At 41.8% G+C, this 18,155-nt stretch carries 18 protein-coding genes and 1 tRNA gene; 7 read left to right on the top strand and 12 right to left on the bottom strand.

The features are described from left to right. Nucleotides 1-37: 37 nt before the first annotated feature. The 9 genes from CH377_RS18580 to CH377_RS18540 form a co-directional block, all read right to left on the bottom strand. Entirely contained in the window at nucleotides 38-3,331 is a 3,294-nt protein-coding gene (locus CH377_RS18580) for an efflux RND transporter permease subunit (protein WP_100725232.1), read from the bottom strand. Continuing rightward, the gene (locus tag CH377_RS18575) at nucleotides 3,331-4,065 is read right to left on the bottom strand and encodes a hypothetical protein (RefSeq protein WP_100725231.1); all 735 of its coding nucleotides are present in this window, start codon (nucleotides 4,063-4,065) and stop codon (nucleotides 3,331-3,333) included. Before CH377_RS18575 ends, CH377_RS18580 begins: the two co-directional genes overlap by 1 nt. 5 nt (nucleotides 4,066-4,070) lie before the next feature. Beyond that, nucleotides 4,071-5,066, bottom strand: coding sequence for an efflux RND transporter periplasmic adaptor subunit (locus CH377_RS18570; protein ID WP_100725230.1), 996 nt, complete (start codon nucleotides 5,064-5,066; stop codon nucleotides 4,071-4,073). After that, nucleotides 5,063-6,478, bottom strand: coding sequence for a TolC family protein (locus CH377_RS18565; protein ID WP_100725229.1), 1,416 nt, complete (start codon nucleotides 6,476-6,478; stop codon nucleotides 5,063-5,065). The genes CH377_RS18570 and CH377_RS18565 overlap by 4 nt, the downstream gene beginning before the upstream one ends. A gap of 110 nt (nucleotides 6,479-6,588) precedes the next feature. Next, nucleotides 6,589-6,945 carry a hypothetical protein gene (locus CH377_RS18560; RefSeq protein WP_243402081.1) on the bottom strand — a complete coding sequence of 119 codons (357 nt, stop codon included), beginning with the start codon at nucleotides 6,943-6,945 and terminating at the stop codon, nucleotides 6,589-6,591. Nucleotides 6,946-7,052: 107 nt separating this feature from the next. Continuing rightward, nucleotides 7,053-7,541, bottom strand: coding sequence for a hypothetical protein (locus CH377_RS18555; protein WP_100725228.1), 489 nt, complete (start codon nucleotides 7,539-7,541; stop codon nucleotides 7,053-7,055). Beyond that, complete coding sequence (gene secA, locus CH377_RS18550) at nucleotides 7,538-10,255, bottom strand: preprotein translocase subunit SecA (protein ID WP_100725227.1); 2,718 nt, start codon at nucleotides 10,253-10,255, stop codon at nucleotides 7,538-7,540. Before secA ends, CH377_RS18555 begins: the two co-directional genes overlap by 4 nt. Nucleotides 10,256-10,322: 67 nt before the next feature. Beyond that, complete coding sequence (locus tag CH377_RS18545; protein WP_100725226.1) at nucleotides 10,323-11,018, bottom strand: type 1 glutamine amidotransferase; 696 nt, start codon at nucleotides 11,016-11,018, stop codon at nucleotides 10,323-10,325. After that, nucleotides 11,015-11,644 (bottom strand): TlpA family protein disulfide reductase, encoded by a 630-nt coding sequence (locus CH377_RS18540; protein WP_100725225.1) that lies wholly within the window; start codon nucleotides 11,642-11,644, stop codon nucleotides 11,015-11,017. The genes CH377_RS18545 and CH377_RS18540 overlap by 4 nt, the downstream gene beginning before the upstream one ends. 86 nt (nucleotides 11,645-11,730) lie before the next feature. Between CH377_RS18540 and CH377_RS19745 the strand changes: the two genes are divergently transcribed. The 7 genes from CH377_RS19745 (at nucleotide 11,731) to CH377_RS18505 (ending at nucleotide 16,659) form a co-directional block, all read left to right on the top strand. Continuing rightward, the gene (locus tag CH377_RS19745; protein ID WP_165780494.1) at nucleotides 11,731-12,273 is read left to right on the top strand and encodes a DNA primase; all 543 of its coding nucleotides are present in this window, start codon (nucleotides 11,731-11,733) and stop codon (nucleotides 12,271-12,273) included. A 42-nt stretch (nucleotides 12,274-12,315) separates the two neighbouring features. Continuing rightward, nucleotides 12,316-13,647, top strand: a complete 1,332-nt coding sequence (locus CH377_RS18530; protein WP_100725224.1) for a 6-hydroxymethylpterin diphosphokinase MptE-like protein — start codon at nucleotides 12,316-12,318, stop codon at nucleotides 13,645-13,647. Between the two features lie 108 nt (nucleotides 13,648-13,755). Beyond that, complete coding sequence (locus CH377_RS18525) at nucleotides 13,756-14,247, top strand: response regulator (protein ID WP_100725242.1); 492 nt, start codon at nucleotides 13,756-13,758, stop codon at nucleotides 14,245-14,247. Then, nucleotides 14,180-15,553: a HEAT repeat domain-containing protein gene (locus CH377_RS18520; protein WP_100725223.1), complete on the top strand. Its 1,374-nt coding sequence runs from the start codon at nucleotides 14,180-14,182 to the stop codon at nucleotides 15,551-15,553. Before CH377_RS18525 ends, CH377_RS18520 begins: the two co-directional genes overlap by 68 nt. Continuing rightward, nucleotides 15,553-16,044, top strand: a complete 492-nt coding sequence (locus CH377_RS18515) for an LIC_11959 family protein (protein WP_100725222.1) — start codon at nucleotides 15,553-15,555, stop codon at nucleotides 16,042-16,044. Before CH377_RS18520 ends, CH377_RS18515 begins: the two co-directional genes overlap by 1 nt. Further along, nucleotides 16,041-16,541: a hypothetical protein gene (locus tag CH377_RS18510; protein ID WP_100725221.1), complete on the top strand. Its 501-nt coding sequence runs from the start codon at nucleotides 16,041-16,043 to the stop codon at nucleotides 16,539-16,541. Before CH377_RS18515 ends, CH377_RS18510 begins: the two co-directional genes overlap by 4 nt. Before the next feature lie 44 nt (nucleotides 16,542-16,585). Next, nucleotides 16,586-16,659: transfer RNA gene (locus tag CH377_RS18505), tRNA-Ile, on the top strand. Nucleotides 16,660-17,070: 411 nt separating this feature from the next. Here CH377_RS18505 and CH377_RS18495 read toward each other — a convergent pair. The 3 genes from CH377_RS18495 to CH377_RS18485 all read right to left on the bottom strand — a co-directional run bounded on the left by CH377_RS18495 (nucleotide 17,071) and on the right by CH377_RS18485 (nucleotide 18,097). Next, on the bottom strand, nucleotides 17,071-17,271 hold the full coding sequence (locus CH377_RS18495) for a toxin-antitoxin system, antitoxin component (protein WP_100725219.1): 201 nt from the start codon (nucleotides 17,269-17,271) through the stop codon (nucleotides 17,071-17,073). Between the two features lies 1 nt (nucleotide 17,272). Further along, on the bottom strand, nucleotides 17,273-17,566 hold the full coding sequence (locus tag CH377_RS18490; protein WP_100725218.1) for a BrnT family toxin: 294 nt from the start codon (nucleotides 17,564-17,566) through the stop codon (nucleotides 17,273-17,275). Between the two features lie 201 nt (nucleotides 17,567-17,767). Continuing rightward, nucleotides 17,768-18,097: a hypothetical protein gene (locus CH377_RS18485; protein WP_100725217.1), complete on the bottom strand. Its 330-nt coding sequence runs from the start codon at nucleotides 18,095-18,097 to the stop codon at nucleotides 17,768-17,770. Between the last annotated feature and the right edge of the window lie 58 nt (nucleotides 18,098-18,155).

Below are 18,155 nucleotides of genomic sequence, written 5' to 3'. Positions count from 1 at the left end.
AGTCATCACCTGTCTTTATTTAAGACAAGTGCATAAACTAACGTTTCTTTTTAGCGAGAACTTTTTTCTTTACCTTCTTACTTCCATTCCTATGTACAGGAGAGGCATTTTCTATATCTTCTTCATCATATAAGGAAACGTATGCTTCCGGATGAAGTTCGAATGTTTCAGCTTCAGCAGGATGTTTTGTATCTCCCACCAAAACCAAATAAAGTGAAGGTAATATTGTCAAAACCAGGAATAAAGCGGAGAATAACCCTCCTACAATCACAGTAGCCAGTGGTCTCTGAACGTCCGAACCTACTCCAGATGCAAGAGTTGCCGGAATTAATCCAAGTAACGCAAGTAACATCGTCATCAACATTGGTCGTAATTGGATCACAGCCGCTTGTGTGACTGCTTCTTTCGTAGTCAATGTAGGCTCATCCCTTAAAAGGTGATTTGTCCTAGAAACGAAAAGAACCCCGGACATGGTTGCAATCCCGAAAAGGGAAATAAACCCTACCCCGCTGGATACGTTAAAATAATATCCTCTGAGCAGAAGTGCATACATTCCTCCCACCAAGGAAAGAGGAAGACAAGCTAAAGCAACGTAAACGTATTTTAGATTTCTATAAAGTAAGAATAAGACTCCAAAAATGATCGCAATGGTTACCGGAATAACAGCAGCTAACTTTTTACCTACCCGAGCAAGGTTTTCATACTGTCCTCCGTATCGGACCTCGTATCCTTCCGGAAGTTTTATCTTCTGCTGGATTTTTTTACGTAGTTCGGTTACGAATCCACCCTGGTCCCGTCCCCTTACGTTCGTTCTGACGGTAATTGTTCTTCGACCCTCTTGACGAAAGATCATAGTAGGCCCATCTTCTAAGGTGATCTTTGCCAATTGAGAAAGTGGGACTCTCTCCCCCTTAGGTGAAATGATAGGCATAGTTTCAATTGCTCTTTTGGAAGCCCTATAATCTTTAGAGAATCGAACGACGATCCCGAATCTAGCAGGTGTTCTCGGAGGAATGTCGGAAGGCCCCTCATATAATGTACTGATCCTTTGCATTCCGATGGCAGCTTCCACCATCTGTTGTATATCGCTCACGTTGATCCCGTAACGAGCTGCGGCTTCCCGATCTATCCTAATCGTTAACTGAGGGCTATCCGCTTCTTGTTCTATACCGAATTCACTTGCTCCAGGCATATCCTTTACTAGATCCAGGATCTCTTCTGCAAGCTTACGCATCACTTTTAAGTCTTGGCCGGAAACGAATACCGCCAAATCCGCAATGGTTCCCATGATCGCTTCCGACAAGTTATCCATAATTGGCTGAGAGAAACTGATCCTCGCACCTGGAAGAGTAGCTTCCAGGTCATTCTTCATTCTGAGAAGAAGTTCCTGCTTGGTAATTCTTTCCTTCCAATCATCATAATCTTTCAAACTTACGAGTACTTCCAATCGGTTCGGAGGTAGAGGGTCGGTTCCGTCATCGTTTCTTCCAAGCTGAGAAAGTACTACGCTTACCTGTTCGTTTTTATAGATCGTTTCTCGGATCTTAGGCATAAATTTACGCGCTTCCGGAAGGGAAATCCCTACTGGGAAAAAGATCCTCAGGTTAAAACCACCCTCATCCATTTCAGGTAGGAACTCTGTTCCGAGTTTATAACCGCCTATTCCCAAAAGTATGATCACGACCGTGAAAGCTCCGATCACTACCCTTCTGGATCTTTCTACCAAATAATCTATTAATGTTTTATAACGTACTTCTATCCATTCATACACAGGGTTATGCCATGCGATAGGACCCGGTTTCTCCGATTCGAAATAATTCCGGAACATATAAGTCATCAAGACCGGAACAACTGTCATGGAAAAAATTAAAGCTCCAAAAATCGCAAAGGAGATAGTGAAAGCCATCGGCTTAAACAGACGACCTTCAATACGTTCGAAAGAAAAAATCGGTAAATATGCAAGTATGATGATCAAAATGGAGAATAAAATCTCGGTCCCTACTTCAGAGCCGGACTCTGCAGTCAGCTTAATGATCCCTTTACTCTTATCACTAGGAGTGGCATCCCTATATCTTCTCATGATATTTTCTACCATGATCACTGCGCCATCCACTACGATCCCGAAGTCGATAGCTCCTAAAGACAATAAACTTGCCGGGATCCCGGTCATATTCATTAGAAGGAAAGCGAATAATAATGCGAATGGAATAGTCGCTACTACTACAAGAGAGGCTTTTGCACTCCCTATAAAGAAGATCAAAACCAAGCTGACCACCATCACACCTTCCAGAAGTGTCCTTCCAATAGTACGTAATGTATAATTTACAAGGTCACTTCTGTCGTAAGTGGTTCTGAGTTGAACTCCGTCAGGAAGATAGTTCTCGTTGATCTCTTTTACTTTGGCACGAATTCGATCTCCCATCTCATTCGGATCACCCCAACGACGCATTGCAACAAGACCTTGGACGGAAGAATCCACATCCATGACTTGATCTTCCATGCGGACCGTATAACCCAAGACTCCACTCGGAATTGGATGAGATATTTCCACAGTAGCCAGGTCCCGAACGAAAACCGGAACACCATTCACTGTTTTTACTACGATATTTTCGATATGTTGTGCTTCTCGTATCGCACCCAAAGAACGGATCGGAAATCCTTGCTCTCCTTGTAAAAGTAGGTTTCCACCGGTATTCAGGTTATTTTCCTGAACTGCATCGATTACATCTTTGATAGTAAGTTTATAACGTACTAATTTATCTGGAGAAGTTACTATATGGAATTGTTTAGGCAAACCTCCGAAGGTAACCACGTCCGCGATCCCTGGAATAGCAAGCATCTTAGGCATTACGATCCAATCTTGGATCGTTCTTAATTCCATAGAAGTGTGGTTCCCGGAAGATTCCACCACATATCTGAAAATTTCTCCGACAGGAGAACTCATAGGTCCTAAAGCGGGTTGAACTTCCTCAGGAATATCCGCATCTGCAACTCTTTCCATGAGTCGCATCCTTGCAAAATAATCGTCGGTCCCATCTTCAAAGACGAATTGGAATACTACAAGACCATTGATTGTCCTGGAACGACGGACCGCTACTTTAGGGATTGCATTCAATACCCTTTCAATCGGAAGAGTTACTCTTTCTTCCACTTCAACCGCAGCTTTACCCGGAAATTTTGCAATCAAACGGACTTGAGTATCCGCGATATCAGAGTAGGCTTCCTTTCGAATATCTACCCAGGCCCAAACTCCCAAAATCGCAACAAATAGAGATGCGATAAGGGTGGGAATCCTAAACTTGAGTACGGATTCTATGAGTCTATCTATCATTAGTATGACCTCGTATCAAAGAAGTAGCCTAATTGGATAAGAAGTTGAGGATTTTTATAATCACCACTTCCTATCCCTCCGCCAACTTGCAGAAAGAAATTTCCGAGTAGGAAATCGTAAGTAAGTCCTATATATCTTTGGTTTAAAGTTACCTTCTGTTTGTCCCTACTCTCATATTCCAAAAAAGTAGCTAGATTCGGATTTTGTTGAGCTACATAAGAACGGATGATCGCGTCCTCAAACGTTGGATTCCTATGTTGGTATCCTGGAAAATCACTTCCCGTTGGATAAGAAGTTTGTCCACCTCTTCCCAACTCGGGAGCAAAAGGATCGACTTGGAATTGTCCGATTACTACGGACACACTATGTGCAATGACGGAAGTTTTCCAAAAACTAAATCCAAGATCCGCCTGCCAGCCCCACCAATGAGGTCCCCAGTGACCACCGGACCCGCGGATTACGATATCCTTATAATAATATCCTAAATTAAAATTGATACTCCCTGGAGAACCGATACTTGCTCCGTATACGAAAAAGTTCGTAGATTTAGGAAGAGCCTTTTGGTTAAGATCATCTTTTTCTTCTTCCTTAAATCTGGTCTTGCGATCCGGATCTGGGGTCCACTCAGGAGAAGGATCTTCGCTCTTATAATCTTTCTTTGCTTCCTCCGAATGAACGGACGAAATAAAAGAAAATAAGAATATTATAATAATAAAACTTAGTATTCTTTTCATAGAGATTAAAATCCGAAACTAAGTCCTTTCAAGAGAATGGCTCCTTCTGTAACCACTTTATCGCCTTTAGTCAAACCTTCCAGAACATTGACTCTTTCTCGAGTAGAGATCCCTAAGACAACTTCTCTTCTAAAAAATTCATGAGGAGTCTCTTCTACAAATACGTAATTTTTACCTTCTACAGTAACGACGGAATTGAAAGGAATGACTACAGAGTCGCTTCCTGTTTCTTCTGGGAATTTTACGGTCGCGAACATTCCCGGCTTTAATCTATAACCTTCGTTTTTAATCGCGATCCTTACTTTCACTGTTCTTGTAAAAGGATCTACGTTATCTCCCAATGCCTCTGCAGTTCCGCCCCATTCTTGGTTTGGGAAAGAGTTAAATACTACTTTAACCCTTTTTCCTTTTTGCAGATTGGAAAGTTGGGATTCAGGAACGTCTGAAATGATCCAAGCAGTCTGTCCAGAGGCCTTTTTGATCATCGCAGGGTTTAAACCCACCGCTCTCAGTTTTCCTTCGAATTCAGCAAATTCTGCCTCGTCGTTATTCACTTCGGTTTCTGCTTCGATCAGATCCTTTTCAGTCGCGACTCGATGCTTAAACATATCTTTGATACGATCCAAGTTCTTTCGGGATCTATTCAGGCTATTTTTTGCATGAACATAACCTACATAAAGATCGTTCAACTCGGCAGATTCAAACAATATGATCTGTTCGGAATCGGATACGGAAGGAGAAGTAGTGGCGATCAACCTTGCGGGAGCTTCCACATTTACGAATTCTCCCGGCTTACCTATCTCGGCACTTTTTACGATCTCAAGGCCGGGAGAATTTTCTTTAAATTCTATCCTTTCCCCATGATCATGAACGATTGCCTTTTGAGGACGAGGGGCGTTTTTTTTCTGCCCTTTATTATAGGTAAAAGAGACAATGGAAACGGAAACAGCCCCCACTAGAATGATTAATAAAAGTTTAAGTTTGTTAGATGATGGAATCATTTCGAGCCCCCTTCTTTAGCACCGGAATCTCCGTTGGATTTATAACTTGGAACGATCAGCCCCGTTCCTACCGAGTAATTTACTCCTTCGATCGCTTCCATTCTGTCCGTTTGGAGGCGTAACATTTCCACGATACTGGATCTGTATGTTTCAAAGAAATCGGCGAATTCTAAAATGGATATATAACGTTTTTCGTAACTAAGGATCATATCTTCTGCAAGGTTTGCATAATCCGAAGTATAAGTGTTTCTGAATTTTTTGTAGAGATCGTCTTTCGCTTTCGCGGTAGCCAATGCGACGCTTACATCGTTCTCCACTTCCAAGATCAGGTTTTTTAATTCTTGTTTTCTGACTTGGATAGATTTTTCCGCAGCCTTAATATTACCTTGGTTCCTATCGAAGATCGGAATATTCAACTGAGCGGTAACCCCCCAATAATTCTGGAAGGCAGTTCCCCCTCTGTTGTACATCGGACCGAATGCAAGATCCGGGATCGCGTTTGCATGTTGTAATTCAAGGTTCGCTTCTTCGTATCTCAATGCTTGGACGGCTTTTTTCAGGTCGGGTCTGTATTCCCGAGCTTTCGCAAGCATATTATCTAATTTTAATCCTTCGATGGTTGCTTTTTCCACGAAGTCCAGATCCAAAATTGGAACGATTGCAACCGATTGGCTTTTATAAGAATCTTCGTTAAGTAAAACTCTTAGATCAGCTTCCTTCTCCAGTACCTTGATCCTAAGATCTTCTCTTTCTTTTCTTAAGAAGAATAGGAGTGCTTTTAAACGTAAAACTTCGGATTGAAGGACGGCTCTTCTCTTATAGGCAAGATCCGCAGAGTTCACCGTTTTTTCTAGGGCGATCAGACTTTTGTCGTAAAAGGCGATAGCATCTCGGTAATAATGAATAAAGTAGAAGGTCCTACGCAACTTAGTGATCAGCGCTCTTGCAAGATCATAAAATTCTTGCTCGCTCATCTTAGCGCTTAACTCTGCAACACGTACACGTTTGTCTATTTTACCGCCGAGTAAGAATACCTGTTGGATCTGCACAACAGTTTGTCCCGATCTGGTAAAATCAAAATAACGTTGTGTAGGCTCCGCGAAAATACTCTGATCCACAAAAATATTCGGATTCGCATAGAGACCTGCTTGTTCTATACTGGCTTTTCTCGCATCGATATTAAACTTGGATGCGAGTAATAGAAGGTTATTCTTCCAAAGTAATTCTTCTGCCTTGGCAAGTTCCAAACGAACTTGTGTTCTTTCCTGGTCTCCCGAAGCGGCAGCAATCTTAGCTTCAGAATATAAAGGATCCACCCCAGCGGGAGCACCACCCGGACTAGGATCAGGCTGAGATACGGTCTGATTCGTCGCCCAGACCAAAATTAGAAACGTTAGTATCTTTTTATTCATAGTTGTACGAAGTTATCCCTGAAGATAGCTTATGCTTATGCAAGACTCCCCTATGGAACGATGCCAATAAACCTATGGCGCGAAAATCGTTCCGAAGTTAATATAAACGATTAAGCCAGGTTAGGTGGGGGTAGATTTGTTAGGGAAAAGTGGAGAAGTCGGTCCGATTTACGTTGGCCGCTTATAAATACGATCTTAGAATCGAATGTGGATGGAGTCCAAGGATAGCTGGATAACGCTTCGGCAAGAAAATCAATGAGCCTGCTGTCTCTTTCTCTTGCTTGAGTGTAAACTAATCCTTCGGAATCCTTAAGATCCGATTCCAGGGCGGTGGAAATGTTTTTCTTTGTTTGGGATAAAGAAATAGCACGACTCTCTAGGTCCTTATCCACCCATTCCAAAGTAGATGAAAAGACTACCAGAGCAATCTGTAAGAAGATCAGCAGAATGTAAGGTATGCGCCGCACTATTATGCCAAAAGAATATAGAGGTATATTCCGTCAATCCTTACTATATATTACGAAGAAATGACTGACATTCCAATAAGTTTTTGTTAAATTAAATGGAAGATGGATTAACGATTAGGGCTAGGCGGTGTATAACCCACATGGACTACTGCACCCCGTTGAAATCGTATTAAGATCTCTCTATCCGGCCTGGAACCTTCTGCGAATTTGGAGACCGGCCTATAATACAGCCATTCTTCCATTCCCGGAGCCCAGTTATTCACTATCCTTTTTTCGTCCGGTTCCCCTAATTTATTTTTTACGAATAGCTTGTTTTGGTAGAGAAGCGATTGGATCAGTTGGGCACGGATAAAAATATTAGCGGAAGCTGCTAGCTCCGCCTGATTTGCAGTTTGTCCCAATAAACTTACATCCGCATCCGGAATGGATTTGAGAACGAACTCTTTACACTTTGTATCATCTGAGAATGTACTCATACACTCGGAATACAATTGTGAAGGACTTTTACCTTCTCTTGCGCCCGCATTATCTCCCGAAAGATAAGCGCATTCCGAGAAGGCTAAAATACAAAAAGGAATTAGAAGTTTAGCATTCATTTTCTTTTCCTACGACTGGTTTTTCTTTCAGAACCGCCGCCTCCGGAAGTCACTGGCATTGCTTCTGCCATAGGATTTTTAGGTTTAGCTCCTTGCAATTCCTGGAAGCCTCCGGTCAATTCCTGTCCTACTTTTTTATACTCTTTTTTCTCTTCAGGCAACTGAGTTTTTTCAGTAACTTCTACACGGACTAAAAAGCTGACGATCTCATATTTCATGTTCTCGATTGCTTGGTCGAATAATCTAAAACCTTGTAGTTTATATTCTACGAGAGGATTTTTTTCTCCATAACCTACGGTCCAGATACCTTCTCTCAAATGGTCCATCGAATATAGATGTTCTTTCCAACGATGATCTAGAATATCTAGGAAGATATTTCTTTCTAAAAGTTTCCAAACATCTCCGCCAATCCGATCCGCTTTCTCTTGATAGAAAGTTTGAGCCGCATTATTCAAAGAATCAAAAATGGCTAATTGAGGATTTTTGGATTTTCTGATAACCTCTTGGTCCACCTTCCAAGGAAGCCCTAGGCCTTCGAACCATTCTTTTAAAACATCCCATTCCCAACCGTTAGGGTTTCCTCCCTCACAGGTGGCGACTACTTGTGCTTCGATCATTTCTTCTAAGAAACTTTTTGCCTGACCGGTTACATCTCCACCTTCTAAGACCTCGTTTCTCATCTTGTAGATCACAATACGCTGACGGTTCATCACATCATCGTATTCCAAAAGATGTTTACGGATATCGAAGTTATGACCTTCTACCCTTTTTTGCGCTCTCGCAATTGCGTTAGACACCATCGGATGTTCAATCTCTTGCCCTTCCGGCATCTTAAGCCTTTCCATGATGCCTGCGATACGATCCGATCCGAAAATCCTCATAAGATCGTCTTGTAAGGAAAGATAGAATCTACTGGAACCAGGATCTCCCTGACGACCGGAACGACCTCTGAGCTGGTTGTCGATCCTTCTTGCCTCATGTCTTTCCGTTCCTAAAATATGAAGACCACCCGCTTCCAAAACTTCTTCGTGGTTCTTTCTCCAGATCTTAGCGCTGGTAAGGATATCGTTTGCTTTGGATTTTTTTGCCTGAGAATCTAATCTTTGAGAAACAGATTCCGCTTTTTCAAAATCTGCACGAACCACTGCTTCTTTAAATTCGCTGATCACAGGATCCGATTCTTTCCAAGACTCCAGACTTTCTTTAAATAACTGAGCCCCGCCGAGAACAATATCAGTTCCCCTTCCCGCCATGTTCGTAGCGATAGTGACTGCCGCAGGTTTTCCTGCGTTTGCGATAATCTCCGCTTCTTTTTCGTGGAACTTAGCATTCAATACATTATGCTGAATTCCAGCCTGAGCTAAAAGTCTTGCGAGAACTTCCGATTTTTCGATGGAAATAGTTCCAACAAGTACAGGTTGTTTTTTGTCCCTACAATCCTTGATCTCATTCAAGATGGCGGTGAACTTTTCTTTTTCAGTTCTGTATACTCTATCCGCTGCGTCCTTTCTTTGCACAGGAACGTTAGGAGGAATCACAATCACATCCAGATTATAAATCTTATGGAATTCCTCGGCTTCCGTGTCTGCAGTTCCTGTCATACCGGAAAGTTTTTCATATAATCTGAAATAATTTTGGAAAGTGATACTCGCGAGAGTTTGGGATTCTCTTGCGATAGGTACACCTTCTTTTGCTTCGAGAGCTTGGTGAAGTCCGTCCGAATATCTTCTACCGGACATCAAACGACCAGTGAACTCATCCACGATGATCACTTCTCCGTTTTGGACCACATAGTCCACGTCTCTCTGGAATATTTTATGAGCTTTTAATGCTTGGTGAACGTGGTGAACCAAATCCACGTTTTGAGGAGCGTATAAGTTCTCGATTCCTAGGATTTCTTCCACATGAGCCACGCCCTTTTCCGTCATGAGAGTGTTTTTGGCCTTCTCATCTTTCTCGTAATCCTCACCTTCGATGAGTCTAGGAATGATCTTGTCGATACGAGTATATTTGTCAGTGGATTCGTCGGAAGGACCTGAAATGATAAGTGGAGTTCTTGCTTCGTCGATAAGAATCGAGTCCACCTCGTCCACAATCGCAAAGTAATGACTTCTTTGTACTTTATGATCGATGTGAGAAACCATATTGTCTCTCAGATAATCGAATCCATATTCGTTATTGGTTCCGTAAGTGATATCGGAAGAATATGCTTTCTTACGATCATCATGTTCCATATCATGTTGGATGATCCCCACAGATAATTCCAAGAAATCGTAAATCGGTTTCATCCAATTTGCGTCCCTTCTTGCCAGGTAATCGTTCACTGTAACCACATGAACTCCTTTACCGGCGAGCGCATTCAGATAAACTGCAAGTGTAGAAGTAAGAGTTTTACCCTCTCCAGTCTTCATTTCGGAGATATTTCCCCAATGAAGAGAGATACCACCCATCATCTGCACATCAAAATGGCGCATCCCTAATTTTCTTAAGGCCGCCTCTCTTACTGTAGCGAATGCTTCCGGAAGGATATCATCCAGAGTTTCTCCCTTAGAGAGCCTCTCTTTAAACTTTCTAGTTTGGGAAGAAAGTTCAGAATCGCTTAGAGAGCGCATGGACTCTTCCAAGGAATTGATTTGGACTACAATCGGAGTGAGTCTTTTAAGATCTCTTTCGTATTTACTTCCGAATAGAACCCTGAGTAATTTCTGAATCATGTATGCACCATCAACCGTTTCAATTCAATAGATAATAGTCCCGGAATTCGGGACATTGGATAGAATATTATAAATCCAAAATTCCTTCGAAGAGAGCTCTACCTGCTCTTTCCATCTGAGACCTAAGATCTTCCGTTTCGGGTCCGGAAATCCATCCTGCTTTTTTGATAAACTCAGAATGTACATTCTTCCATACGCCCAACATGTTCTCTGTTACTTCCAGATGACATTGGATACCGAATACACGATTTTCATATCCAAACATCTGGTTGGAATAAAAACTTCCTTGTAATAGATGATCAGCATCTTTTGGGATCTCGAATACGTCTTCGTGTAAATGAAATGCTGGAAAGGAAGTTATCCCGTTTAATTTAGAGAACGCAGGATTAGAAGGGTTAACCAATTTTACATCGGAGAATCCTACTTCCGGTCCCTTCTCCCCTTCGTATACCTTAGCTCCCAAAACTGTTGCTAAGATTTGAGAACCCAAACAGATCCCGATCACCTTTTTATCTTTCATAGACACTAGGTGAGATGCAAGTTCCAGCCAAGGTTTAAAAAATTTATGCTGATTAGGATCATGAACCGTTTGGGGTCCGCCTAAAAATACAACCAGATCGAACATTTGGTGAGCCGCAGGAACGATATGCACTCTTTCGTCATACGCGTTATGATAGGTAATCCTATAATTCCTAGCTTGCAAAGAATCTAATAGAGTTCCAGGTCCTTCACAATCCTTGAACCGAACGATGAGACATCTCATGATTGGCCGGCCATTCTTTTGAAGAAGATCACTTTCATATTTTTAGGGATTTTATTCGGATCAGACTCTTCACTGATCGGCCCAATAAAATTATAATATAAGATCAAAGGTTTTGTTTTGAATAGAAGTGTTTCCGGAGTTCCAGTAACCAGACCTTCAGTACGATCCACTTTAAAAGGAGGTTTCATAATAATGACCGGAAGTTGTATCCCGAATTTTTTAACTTCTTCTTTCATTAAAACTGCAGCTTCCTTCATTTTTTGTTCTGTAGAAAGAGCTTCCGGATTATCGAAAAATATATCCGGGTCCACGATCATGTATAACTTGATATGTGGAGTTTTTTTCAGTTCTGCATTCAGATAATTTAAAACCGGAATTTCCTTAACACAAGGAAGACAATTCGGTCCGTATACATTTAGAGCGATACGATCAGCTGCAATATCCGATATTCGGATATTCTCTCCTTCCAAACTGATGCCTTCAAAATCTTGGACACCTAGATTGGATTGTTCTGATGGAGCACAAACAGTAAGAAGGCTCGCTATTAATAAAAGGATTAGGCGGAAGAAAATCCCCTTGGAATAGGGAAAACTAAGCCTGGAATCGGAGTTGGCCTGAGAATCCATGGGCGTTTACCAAAATCGAAGATTCTCCCCAGAATTCAAGGAATAAACGAAAGATATAAGGGATTGACAGAGAAGAGAAATTGAGAATGATGGTAGTTTCAAAGGCCTCTATCCCCTCTCAGGAATACAAAATGACCCAGAACCAGAATTCAGAATTCGATATTGTAACTTTGATTGAACTGGCCAAAAAAAACAAGTACGAAAGAGCCGTAGCCGGCTTCCAAATCCTGGATAGAATCGACAGACTCGAATTGCCTAAAAAAATCAAAGGACGCAAACTTGCCGTCCAAGCGATGTTTGCACTCGCAAACGAAGAAGTTCAGTATAAATACGTAACTAAAGAAGAAAGAGCGATCACTGAAGCGGAAGCTCAAGGAAACGGAGCTACTTACTCCCAATTCAACGGACTATTCGAAGCACCTCAAGCACCAATCGCAGAAGAAGATATGGAAGAAGATTTCATTCCGGAAGAAGCTGCAAAACCTCTTATGGACATGGAAGATGGCGAAGAGGGAGAATCCTACGACGAAGAGGAAGATGATTCCGATGACGACGAGGATGAAGACGAAGAAGATGATGATGATTCCGACGACGATGATGACGATAAGGAAGAAGAAGACGAGGATTAATCCATCTTCCAGCTTGTCCGGCAATCTGACGGTTCTCTGAATTTGAAGGAGGAAAATTCCTCCTTCCATCTACATTCCACACAAAATCCAATCAAAGAGGGAGAAAGAATCTCCCTTTCTATTCCTTCCCCACTACAAAAAGACGAATTCCTGGTAATCATCGGGATCGGCTGCGGGTATCATGCGATTTCTTATTTAAATTCTGTCGAAAAACCTACAAAAATCCTACTACTCGAACCATTCTCCGAACTTGAGTCCTTGGTTGGCGCCGAGCTAAAGGAAAAATTAGCCACGGTTCCTATCTATTACGGATGGGAGAAGTTCGAAAAATTAGATAGATCCGAATGGCTGCCTTCTGAAACTAAGAATCTTCGAATTTTTATTCATCCGAATTATTCTAGGCGTTATCCTGATCTAAGCCAAAGGATTTCTTCCTTCTTCCAAAAAAAAGAATCCGTTTCTCAAAACAAACTCGCAAAGCAGGAATTCGGCAGACTTTGGGTCAGAAACTTCTTCAAACATCTGAAAATATCCTCAGAAAGTCCAAACTCGTATCGTATTTTAGGAAAAACCCTTTCGCCTATGGCAGGTAGAGTCGGATGTTTTGTAGGAGCTTCGCCAAATTTAGAATCAGAGACCGATTGGATCCGACAAAATAAGGATAGATTATTCTTACTCAGTTCAGACACCGCACTCGGATATTTATTAGAGAATGATATCCAACCACATGCAGTGCTCTCCATAGACAGCGGACTCGGAACATTCTACCATTTTCCCGAGGGTATTCCTGAAAATATTCCGATCTTCACCTGGTTTGGCGGAGCTAGTAGGATCTTCGACCTCAAAAATCCGAAGATCATCTATCTTTCTACTCATCCACTGGACCAGATCCTGGGAGCAAAATTTTATCCAAAGGCCCCGATCTTGGAAAACCCAACCTTAAATGTGGCAGGCCTTGCAGTTTCCTTACTTCAATCCTTAGGAGCAGAGTCTGTTCTATTAAAAGGATTCGGTTTCGAAAGAGAAGGAGGAAAAACTCACTGCAGGTCCACAGGTTACGAAAGATACGACAGGTTCTTCATCGATAGAAAAAGAAGCTTATACAATTCTAGATATACGCCTGAATCTCGATGGAGAACAAGAACGAGCGTCCTAGAAATATTACAAAAATGGAGTCCTATCCCCATTCTTTCGGAAATCGACCCGAAGTCAGACAAATTCTCTGATTGGGAAAATTCTTTAGAGAATTACCCTTCTTCTCTTCCTAGCTCCGGACAGAATTGGAGAAAACTTTGCTCCGGAATTTCAGAACTTCCAAGCGAGATCCAGAATCTTCTGCCCAGAGAAACTAGGCTTTTAGATCTAAGAACCTAATTTTGAGTCGAAGAACCTACAAGTGAAAGATTCTACTACTTGACATTCCGGGAGAATTCTCCAAAACTCTCTAGTTCCGGGAAACCGGCAGCCTTTCGGTCAGGGATTATGAATAAAGGTTATATTATTTGTGTCGATGATGAAGTGTCGGTACTGGAAACTCTCCAGGAACAGCTTCATAACGAGTTCGGAAAAACTCATGAGATCGAAACCGCAAGAAGCGCCGAGGAGGCACTCGCCTTATTGGATGAGATCCAAGCTTCCGGTTATGTGATCGAAGTTATCATTACGGACCAGGTGATGCCCGGTATGAAAGGAGCCGATTTTCTGGAATCGGTCCATAAACGGTCTCCTGATTCGATCAAAATTCTGCTCACCGGTCAGGCCGGTTTGGATTCCGCAATCCACGCGATAAATTTCGGGGGATTGAGCAGATACGTGGAAAAACCCTGGAACATAGAGGATCTAACCAAAGACATCCGATCTTTGATAGAAAAGTTCCGGCAGAACCTGGAGAATCAACATTTAGTCAATGAGCTTAACAGAAGAATTAAGGACCTCGAAGAAGAAAACCGCAAACTGCAACAAACAGGCGAATAATCAGCTGAAGTTTGTAGGTAAAATTTCCCTTGGGTACATTTATGCTCTCTCCCTGGTATTTTGTTTGTTTTCTTTCGGCTCCTTAGCCGCCAAAGAAGCACCACCTAAGCCTAAATATACGGAAGAACAGATCCGCAAGAAGAAAGAAGTCCTCTATCAGATCTTAAAATACGGAACCACAAAAGAAAGAGCAAGCGCACTCAGAGAGCTAGAAGATTTTCCAAAAGAAAGCGCAGGAGAATTGTACGATCAAGTCGGAGTGATCCTTTCCAAGGATCCGGATTGGTCTATGAAGATCTATGCACTTAGAATTTCCGGCATTCTGAAACTTACCCAATTCGAAGATAAGATCATCGCATTATTAAAACATGACCAACAAGACGTACAGAAAGAAGCAGTCTATGTAGTCAAAAAGCTTAAATTCGATTCTGGGATTCCGGTCTTAACTGAATTGCTTAAGGCCCAAGACTTCACTAAAAATTCGAATTTTCTAATCGCACTTATCGAAACCTTGGGAGAATTTCCTCAAGCAAGCGAGCCATTCTCGGTCTTAGAAGCAAGATTCCAAGAGAAGTTTAACGATCCGGAAATAAGAGCTCAGATTGCTCTTTATTTCGGGAAAGTAAAAAAATCTTCGATTGAGAATGTCCTGATCGCAACAGTAAAAGACGAAAAAGAACCGATCACACTTCGCGCTTATTCAGTAAACGCACTCGGAAAAATCAAATCAGAAGCCGCAATCACCCCTCTTAGGGAGCTTCTGGAAAAGATACGTGCCTTAAAATCAAAGAACGATATCCAAGATTACCAAGCACTCAAGATACATACAATCACGGCACTTGTTTCCTTAGGAGATAAGGAAATTATAGAAGAGTTATATTCATTTGCAAGAGACGATGATGCAATGGTTCGACTTCGAGCCATCAAACATTTGGCAGAAACGGAAGATCCTGCAGTTATCGAAATTTTAGAATATAAAGCGCAAAGAGATCCTAGCGAGAAAGTAAAACGTGCGGCCCAAAACGCATTAGATACACTTCGCAAAAAACTAGATCCGAATTTTGTTCCGACAAACCCTGACACTAAACCTGCAAAAGATACAAGTACCCGAAAAGCTGGAGGATCCAATTCTTCTTCCAGAAGATCCAGACCAGGCAGCGGAGAAGGTTCCAATCCAGTTCCATTAAGTGGAGAAGGAAGCGGATCTTCTTCTGGAGGAAGTGGTGGTGGATCCGGTTCAGGCGGAGGTTCTTCCGGAGGAGGAAAACCTGGCGGCGGGGAATCCGAGGATCTGGAAAACGATTAATGAAACAATTACTTCTCCTATCCGCAATCCTTTGTTTGATACCTACATCGGATGGGAGAAGATTGGATGCAGAACCCGCTGGAAACACTTATCGCGGAACAATCACTCTAAAAGAGCCTAGAGCCCTCGATATAAAAGAATCCTTAACGGATTCTTCTCCTAATTATCCAGAAACAATCAAACTTTATTACCAAGGTTTAAAAGAGAACTACGTGGTATTCTATGATTGGAACGGGCATACATTATATTATAAATATAGAGATAATAAATTCGATAGAAGATTAAGAAAATATGTTTCTAGATTGGCGGCCGGTGCGCCTTATGAGGTCACAGGAGAATACCAAGGAGTATTCGTATTCGAAAACAAAACCATTCGAAGATTTAAGAAGAAGGGAGAAGATACACTTGCCGACAGAAAAGAAAAACAGTCCATCCCGGTATTTCAACTAGTTAAATATAGAGAATTGATCTTAGAGGAAATCATCTTTTGATCCGGCTTCCCTTCTCCAAAATTGTTCTGTTCTTATTTATACTCGCAAACTTATCCCTAGATTCTGTTCCTTTAGATCCGGACCAAAAGGTCTACCAGCCCGACGAAACGTTCACAGAGGATTTTATTAAGATCGATTTCCCGGAAAAAGCATTGGTGAGGACCGAATCCAGAAAACGTTGGAGAGCAGTTCCACTCAAAGACAGGCCCTGGCTCGTAATCTGGCGCAAACTGGACAGAGTAGGAGAAGAAACCCTTGGAACCAAAGTATTAGAAGCAATATTTCCAGACTCAACACCCGAAAAATTCAGTATATCCAAGACGGAGATACTACGCTGGTCCAAAGAGGATAATTCAGGAGGAAATCCACTCCAACTCTATTTTTTCCTGCTCCGAAAAGAAGACAAGGCCTACACTTTTTATATCGCTTTTTACAAAGAACGCCAAGACTTGAAGGAATGGTTTTCGAATCCGAATCGTTACTTAAACCCCCAGTAAAATCGACTTGCTAGGAGGCACGGTTCCCAAAAGATGGAGCCTCCGGGCCTATAGCTCAGTTGGTTAGAGCAGCAGACTCATAATCTGCGGGTCGAAGGTTCAAGTCCTTCTGGGCCCAAAATTTTCTTCTCATCCGTTTATACAACAGATTCAAAATCTCCGGGTTGCAGGTGCATGTCCTTCTGGGCCCAAGAAATAATCCTTACAATCAGAACAAAGTTTCAGAAGGACTTGAAGCTTTTGCACGAAAGCATTTGCAGCGATCCTTTTGAGCGCCCCTTAGGAAGCGAAAAACCCGAAGGGTGGCTGAGAGAATCGAAGCCAAATTTTAAATCAAACACACTGCAATCTAATCAACAGAGACGAAGAGCGTCGCAAATGCGCCGTGAGCCATGGATGGCGAAGCGAGTGCAAAAGACGCCGTGGAGCCAAGTTTGCCAGGAAGGCAAACTGCGTAACGGCAAGTCCTTCTGGGCCCAGTAATTTCTTACATTTAATATAAAGCTAGAATAATTTGCGGATTTCTTTGCTATAGTAAAGAATCATGCAATTCCATTTCTTTTTGCAAAATAGAATTCACAATCGTACTTAGATCTTTTTTCTTTTTTATCGCGATCTTTCGATAATATTCTTCCAACGCCGGGTCCAAGTATACCGGTAAATGTAGATCTTTCAAGTCTCTCGAATAGAGATTGCGTTTACCTTTTGAAAAATCGTATTCTTCTCTCATATCAATCAATTTCGCTCGAATAATATTGTTGCTCTTCAGACTTAGTAGCTTTTCTGGCCGAAATTACTCTAATAATTTCTTCATCATTCTTAGATTTATCAACAAAAATTACAACGGCTATCATCAGATTTCGAACTTTACCCAAAGCAATTAGCCTTTCCTCCCCTATCGAATGATCAGGATCTGCTAAATAAATTGTTCTCGGATCAGCGAAAACAAAGGCAGCATCACTAAAAGTAAGACCATGTTTTTTATGATTTCCTTTTTCTTTTTCTAAATCCCATTCAAAACGCACTCTATGAATTTAAAAACACCTAAATGTATGTAAAGCCCTTTCTTACTCTTCCTTAAACGATTCCCCGCGGAAGGGATACGCAGGGCTTAAGTCCGGGCAGAGCCCGGATGAGCGCGTGCGCGAACCCGAAGTAGCCCGGTCCGAGCGAAGCGAGGATCCGCCCAAAATTTTTGTGGAAGTTCCGACGAGAATTATAGCTTTCTACCCACCTACTCCGTGATCCAAATTCGTTCTCAAAAACCAATCCACTCCAAAATATAAAAAGATACTTCCCGCATAGAATAGAAGAAAGAACACCCATTTCAGCCTGGAACCATAACCTAATCCAAAGTAGATGAACAGACACACATTCAAAATATGTTGAATGCCAACGATTAGATAAAGCCAAAGAAATGCGCGATCCAAAGAAGTAAGATGTCCGTCAGGAAAACCGATCATAGATCTTTCATAGAAAAAATATGCAGAGAGGAACATTGAAATGAGTCCCAGATAGATCGCAGTTGGCAAAATTCGTTTTTGGAATGCGTTCATGTAGGATCTTCGACGAGCTTAGTCGAAACAAATCTTAAACTATTTAATGCGACAGAAT

Source organism: Leptospira haakeii, from assembly GCF_002812045.1.
Classification (GTDB): Bacteria; Spirochaetota; Leptospiria; order Leptospirales; family Leptospiraceae; genus Leptospira_B; species Leptospira_B haakeii.
The sequence above is the reverse complement of the archived record's forward strand: the minus strand, read 5'-3'. Positions and strand labels throughout refer to the sequence as shown.

What these genes read in the sequence shown, in the direction of transcription:
- secA (WP_100725227.1), bottom strand. Translation starts at nt 10,255, where the DNA reads ATGATTCAGAAATTACTCAGGGTTCTATTCGGAAGTAAATACGAAAGA.
- CH377_RS18485 (WP_100725217.1), bottom strand. Translation starts at nt 18,097, where the DNA reads ATGAACGCATTCCAAAAACGAATTTTGCCAACTGCGATCTATCTGGGA.
- CH377_RS18565 (WP_100725229.1), bottom strand. Translation starts at nt 6,478, where the DNA reads ATGAATAAAAAGATACTAACGTTTCTAATTTTGGTCTGGGCGACGAAT.
- CH377_RS18520 (WP_100725223.1), top strand. Translation starts at nt 14,180, where the DNA reads ATGAGCTTAACAGAAGAATTAAGGACCTCGAAGAAGAAAACCGCAAAC.
- CH377_RS18570 (WP_100725230.1), bottom strand. Translation starts at nt 5,066, where the DNA reads ATGATTCCATCATCTAACAAACTTAAACTTTTATTAATCATTCTAGTG.
- CH377_RS18555 (WP_100725228.1), bottom strand. Translation starts at nt 7,541, where the DNA reads ATGAATGCTAAACTTCTAATTCCTTTTTGTATTTTAGCCTTCTCGGAA.
- CH377_RS19745 (WP_165780494.1), top strand. Translation starts at nt 11,731, where the DNA reads ATGATGGTAGTTTCAAAGGCCTCTATCCCCTCTCAGGAATACAAAATG.
- CH377_RS18580 (WP_100725232.1), bottom strand. Translation starts at nt 3,331, where the DNA reads ATGATAGATAGACTCATAGAATCCGTACTCAAGTTTAGGATTCCCACC.
- CH377_RS18515 (WP_100725222.1), top strand. Translation starts at nt 15,553, where the DNA reads ATGAAACAATTACTTCTCCTATCCGCAATCCTTTGTTTGATACCTACA.
- CH377_RS18545 (WP_100725226.1), bottom strand. Translation starts at nt 11,018, where the DNA reads ATGAGATGTCTCATCGTTCGGTTCAAGGATTGTGAAGGACCTGGAACT.
- CH377_RS18540 (WP_100725225.1), bottom strand. Translation starts at nt 11,644, where the DNA reads ATGGATTCTCAGGCCAACTCCGATTCCAGGCTTAGTTTTCCCTATTCC.
- CH377_RS18575 (WP_100725231.1), bottom strand. Translation starts at nt 4,065, where the DNA reads ATGAAAAGAATACTAAGTTTTATTATTATAATATTCTTATTTTCTTTT.
- CH377_RS18495 (WP_100725219.1), bottom strand. Translation starts at nt 17,271, where the DNA reads ATGAGAGAAGAATACGATTTTTCAAAAGGTAAACGCAATCTCTATTCG.
- CH377_RS18525 (WP_100725242.1), top strand. Translation starts at nt 13,756, where the DNA reads ATGAATAAAGGTTATATTATTTGTGTCGATGATGAAGTGTCGGTACTG.